The organism is Roseicyclus sp., from assembly GCF_052168335.1.
Lineage (GTDB): Bacteria > Pseudomonadota > Alphaproteobacteria > Rhodobacterales > Rhodobacteraceae > Roseibacterium.
Genome location: NZ_JBQLZP010000165.1, coordinates 1 through 4320 on the forward strand (window position 1 = coordinate 1; position 4320 = coordinate 4320).

Here is a 4320-nt window from a genome sequence, read left to right on the forward strand (position 1 = left end):
GCCGCTCTCCGGGCGCGATCCGGAGGAGGTGCTCGGCTTCCGCCCCCGCGTCGCGCCAGCGACGCTGATCCTCGTCTCGCGCTTCCCGGTCCTGTCGATCTGGCGTCGCAACAGCGGTTCGCCCGGCCTCGCCATCGGCCGCGCGCCCGAGACGGTGCTGATCCTGCGGCGGGAGTTCGATCCCGTGCCGCTCGCGCTTCCCCAGGGCGGCCACACGCTCGCGCGCCACCTCAAGGGCCGCCTGACGCTGGCCGAGGCGCTGACCGCGACCCAGGCCGCCGAGCCCGAGGCGGACATGCCCGCGCTCCTCACCCTGTTCCTGTCCCCCGGCCTCCTGACCCTGCAAGAAGGACCCTGACCCATGCGTCCGCTCATCGCCCTGCACGACCGCGTCTTCGGCAGCCTCGAGGCCAATGTCGCGCCCTGGCTCATCCCGACGCTCGCGCGCCTCGTCTTCGCCGGGACGCTCCTCGTCTACTACTGGAACTCGGGCCTCACGAAATGGGGCAGCGGGCCGTTCAGCCCCGACCTCGGCGCCTACATCCAGATCCTGCCCCGCGCCTTCGAGGCGGTGGGCTTCGACCCCTCGGGCCTCGGGCCGCTCGCCACGCCCATCGTGATCCTCGGAACCTGGACCGAGTTCCTCCTGCCCGCGCTGATCCTCGTCGGTCTCCTCACCCGTCTTGCCGCCATCGGCATGATCGGCTTCGTCGCGGTGCAGACCTGGGTGGACATCGTGGGTCACGGCGTGGGCGGCGACACGCTCGGCACCTGGTTCGACGCCACCTCGGGCTCGGACATCGCGGACCAGCGCGCCTTCTGGATCTTCCTCCTCGTCGTGCTCGTCCTGCGCGGTGGAGGCCCCCTCTCGCTCGACGCGCTGTTCGGCCAGTGGCGGGCGCCGCGCATGGCCGAGGCACGCTGATCCGCGATTGCCTCTTCCCGACCCGATCGATTGTTTTTTGCGCAAATTGGCGCCATCCGGGGCGGGTGGCGCCAATTCCCCCTTGCCAGGTTGAGTGTTTGCGCCACCATTTCCGTCGTGACGCCTGGTTTTCCTGTGAACCGCCCTCTCAAGAAGGCAGCACATCGGTCACGTGGACCTTGCTGCACCGGCGCCCTCAAGGGTGGACGCCGTCCATGACGTGAGAAGGAAAGATCGATGCCGACGGGCACCGTTAAGTGGTTCAACACGACCAAGGGCTATGGCTTCATCGCTCCCGACGACGGGGGCAAGGACGTCTTCGTTCACATCTCCGCCGTCGAGAAGGCGGGCATGACCGGGCTCGCGGACAACACGAAGCTCAGTTACGAATTGCGCGAGGGCCGCGACGGCCGCGCCTCTGCGGTGGACTTGCAGAAACTCTGAGACAGGGCTCCGCGCCGGTAGCCGGGCTTGGCCCGGACGGCGCGGCACCTCCCGCAGCGGTCCCCGTCGCGTAACGGCTCGGACCGCATGCAGGCTCTGCGGCGGGCGGCCACCGCCTGACCGCGGGCATCCTGCGGCGCGCCGGCAACAGGCCCGCTCAGCTCTGCGTCCGACCGATTCCCATTCTTCAGGAACCGTTTACCTTCTGCCCGACCAGAACCCAGGCAAACCGGGGCAGAGCAGTGCAGACTTCCGTCATGGCGTGCATGCGCGACGAGTGCATGTTCGCGCTCGAATGGGTGGCCTATCACCGGGTCATCGGCTTCGACCACGTCTTCGTCTGCACCAACGACTGCAACGACGGGACCGACATCCTGATGGACAGGCTCGCGGCGCTCGGGGCGGTCCACCACATCCGCAACGACCTGCGCGGCGAGGCGCCGCCGCAACCGGCCGGCGTGGCGCGCGTGCTGGCCGATCCGCGGGCGCAGGCCTCGCGGTGGCTCCTGCACATCGACGCCGACGAGTTCCTGAACGTGCTGGAAGGAAGCGGCCGCCTCGCGGACTGGCTGCCGGTCGTCGAAGGCTTCGACGCGGTCGCCGTCACCTGGCGGCTCTTCGGCGATGGCGGGCTCGACGAATGGCCGGAGGGTGGCCTCCAGATCGAGGAGCTGACGCGGGCGGCGGCCCGCACCCGTCCCTTCACCGCGATGCAGAAGACCATGTTCGACCCGCGCGCCTTCGCCGGCGGCATCGACCACATGCCGAAGCAGCCGCGCCGCGCCGTCGGCCTCTGCACCGCGTCGGGCAGGCCGCTCCATCCCGGCGCCATGTCCGACCCGAGGCTCTCCGACCACCGCGACGCCGACGACGGCGCCGCGAACCGCACCCGGCACCTGCGCTGGGAGGGGGCCGTGGTGAACCACTACGCCGTCCGCGCGCCCGACCTCTTCCTGTTGAAGAACCACCGCGGCGACGGGATGCGCTCGGCCTACAACAGCCGCTACATGCTCCACTCGCGCTGGCACCGCGCCGCGAACGTGAACGACGTCGAGGAGCGCTCGATCCAGCGCCACCTGCCGGAGGTGAAGGCGCTCATGGCGCATTGGCGGCGGGCCGACCCCGGGATCGTCCGGCTCGAGGCCGAGGCCCATGCCTGGCTCGCCCGGATGCGGCGCGAGTGGCTGACGCCCGCGCGCGTGGTCGAACTGACGAACGCGACGCCCCGGATGGCCCGGCAGTGACCCGCGGATGGAGCGGCCGGCTCGCGCGCTCAACCCCGCCGCCGTCGATGACGCGACCCGGCGCGACCGATCCGGACCGCGTATCCAGACCACGCTCCGCTCCGGACGGCCCGGTCCCGTAAACCGGCTGAGCCCGCGCGCGCGGGCGCGGTCAGGCCGTGAGGCGCGCGTCGATCGCGTCCCAGATCAGTCCGGCGGCGTTGATCCCGTCGAAGCGCTCGAGCTCCTGGATGCCGGTGGGCGAGGTCACGTTGATCTCGGTCAGCCAGCCGCCGATCACGTCGATGCCGACGAAGACCTGTCCCATCTCCTTCAGGCGCGGGCCGATGGCGGCGCAGATCTCGCGCTCGCGGTCGGTCAGCGCGGTCTTCTCCGGCCGTCCGCCGACATGCATGTTCGACCGCGTCTCGCCCGCCGCCGGAACCCGGTTGATCGCGCCCGCGGGCACGCCGTCGACGAGGATGATCCGCTTGTCGCCCGCGGCCACGTCGGGGAGGAACTTCTGCACGATCAGGGGCTCGCGGCTCATGCCGGTGAAGAGCTCGTGCAGCGAGGCGAGGTTGCGGTCGTTGGGGTCGAGCCGGAAGACGCCCGCGCCGCCGTTGCCGTAGAGGGGCTTGAGGATGATGTCGCCGTGCCGCGCCTTGAACTCGCGCAGCACGCCGATGTCGCGCGCGATGGTGGTGGGCGGCGTGAGTTCGGGGAAGTCGAGCACCAGCAGCTTCTCGGGCGAGTTGCGGACCCAGAACGGGTCGTTGGCCACGAGGGTCCGGCCCTTCAGCCGGTCGAGGATATGGGTCGTCGTGATGTAGCCCATGTCGAAGGGCGGGTCCTGGCGGAGCCACACCACGTCCATTCCGGCGAGGTCGAGATCCACCGTCTCGCCCAGCGTCGCGTGATCGCCGCGCACGCGCCGCACGGCCAGCGGCTCGGCCCGCGCCATGACGCGGCCCTCGCGGTAGGACAGCCTGTCCGGCGTGTAGTGCCAGAGTTCGTAGCCGCGCGCCTGCGCCTCCTCGGCGAGGCGGAACGTGCTGTCGGCCTCGAAATTCACCGACCCGATCGGGTCCATCTGGAATGCCACCTTCATCGCCTGCCTCCCGCGCTTCGGACCGCGCCCCTAGATGGCGCGGTGCGGAGCCGAGTGCAATGGCGCTCAGGCGCAGAGCGCGTTGTGCAGGATGTCGAGCCGGCCGCTGCCGTCCACCAGCGCCACGTCGAAGCGCATCGGCGTGAGCGCGCCCCGGGGCAGGCGGCCGATGTAGTCCTCGGCGCTGCGGAGAAGTCGGCCGATCTGGCGCTGCGTCAGAGACTCCGCAGCGCGCGCATGGGTGGACGAGGCCTTGACCTCCACGAAGACGATCTCGCCCGCCTTCTCGAGGACGAGGTCGATCTCGCCCGCGTGGCCCTTCCAGCGGCGCGACCGGACACGGTGGCCGTCCCGCTCGTAGGACCGCGCCACCTGCTCCTCCGCGGAGAGACCGGCGTGGTAGTTGCGCTGGCCCCGCGCGCCCCGCCCGGGAAACACCGCCACGTCACGCATCCCCGTCCTCCTTCCTGAGGCGCAGCGCCTCCTGGTAGACCTCCCGCCGCGGCAGGCCCAGTCTTTCCGCCACCTCGGCGGCGGCGGCCTTGACGCTCATCTCCGCCATCGCCTCGCGAAGCGCCGCCTCGAGCGCCCCGGCCGAGGCGCGCGCGGGCGGCGCG

At 70.9% G+C, this 4320-nt stretch carries 5 protein-coding genes and 2 pseudogenes; 4 read left to right on the plus strand and 3 right to left on the minus strand.

The features are described 5' to 3' along the window. The 4 genes and pseudogenes from ACTS11_RS05075 to ACTS11_RS05090 form a co-directional block, all read left to right on the plus strand. Positions 1 to 358: pseudogene (locus tag ACTS11_RS05075) on the plus strand (hypothetical protein); the annotation flags it as partial. A gap of 3 nt (positions 359 to 361) precedes the next feature. Further along, entirely contained in the window at positions 362 to 925 is a 564-nt protein-coding gene (locus tag ACTS11_RS05080; RefSeq protein WP_442639258.1) for a DoxX family protein, read from the plus strand. Between the two features lie 237 nt (positions 926 to 1162). Beyond that, positions 1163 to 1369, plus strand: a complete 207-nt coding sequence (locus tag ACTS11_RS05085) for a cold-shock protein (RefSeq protein WP_442639259.1) — start codon at positions 1163 to 1165, stop codon at positions 1367 to 1369. Positions 1370 to 1635: 266 nt separating this feature from the next. Continuing rightward, positions 1636 to 2613: a glycosyltransferase family 2 protein gene (locus ACTS11_RS05090; protein WP_442639260.1), complete on the plus strand. Its 978-nt coding sequence runs from the start codon at positions 1636 to 1638 to the stop codon at positions 2611 to 2613. A 151-nt stretch (positions 2614 to 2764) separates the two neighbouring features. Here the strand turns inward: ACTS11_RS05090 and gshB are convergent, their stop codons facing one another. The 3 genes and pseudogenes from gshB to ACTS11_RS05105 all read right to left on the minus strand — a co-directional run. Further along, complete coding sequence (gene gshB, locus ACTS11_RS05095; protein ID WP_442639261.1) at positions 2765 to 3703, minus strand: glutathione synthase; 939 nt, start codon at positions 3701 to 3703, stop codon at positions 2765 to 2767. 66 nt (positions 3704 to 3769) lie between these two features. Then, positions 3770 to 4156 carry a YraN family protein gene (locus ACTS11_RS05100; RefSeq protein ID WP_442639262.1) on the minus strand — a complete coding sequence of 129 codons (387 nt, stop codon included), beginning with the start codon at positions 4154 to 4156 and terminating at the stop codon, positions 3770 to 3772. Then, a pseudogene (locus ACTS11_RS05105) lies at positions 4149 to 4320 on the minus strand (16S rRNA (cytidine(1402)-2'-O)-methyltransferase); the annotation flags it as partial. The gene ACTS11_RS05100 and the pseudogene ACTS11_RS05105, both read right to left, overlap by 8 nt.

Coding starts and splice junctions, on each gene's coding strand:
- ACTS11_RS05080 (WP_442639258.1), top strand. CDS start 362: ATGCGTCCGCTCATCGCCCTGCACGACCGCGTCTTCGGCAGCCTCGAG.
- ACTS11_RS05090 (WP_442639260.1), top strand. CDS start 1,636: ATGCGCGACGAGTGCATGTTCGCGCTCGAATGGGTGGCCTATCACCGG.
- ACTS11_RS05085 (WP_442639259.1), top strand. CDS start 1,163: ATGCCGACGGGCACCGTTAAGTGGTTCAACACGACCAAGGGCTATGGC.
- gshB (WP_442639261.1), bottom strand. CDS start 3,703: ATGAAGGTGGCATTCCAGATGGACCCGATCGGGTCGGTGAATTTCGAG.
- ACTS11_RS05100 (WP_442639262.1), bottom strand. CDS start 4,156: ATGCGTGACGTGGCGGTGTTTCCCGGGCGGGGCGCGCGGGGCCAGCGC.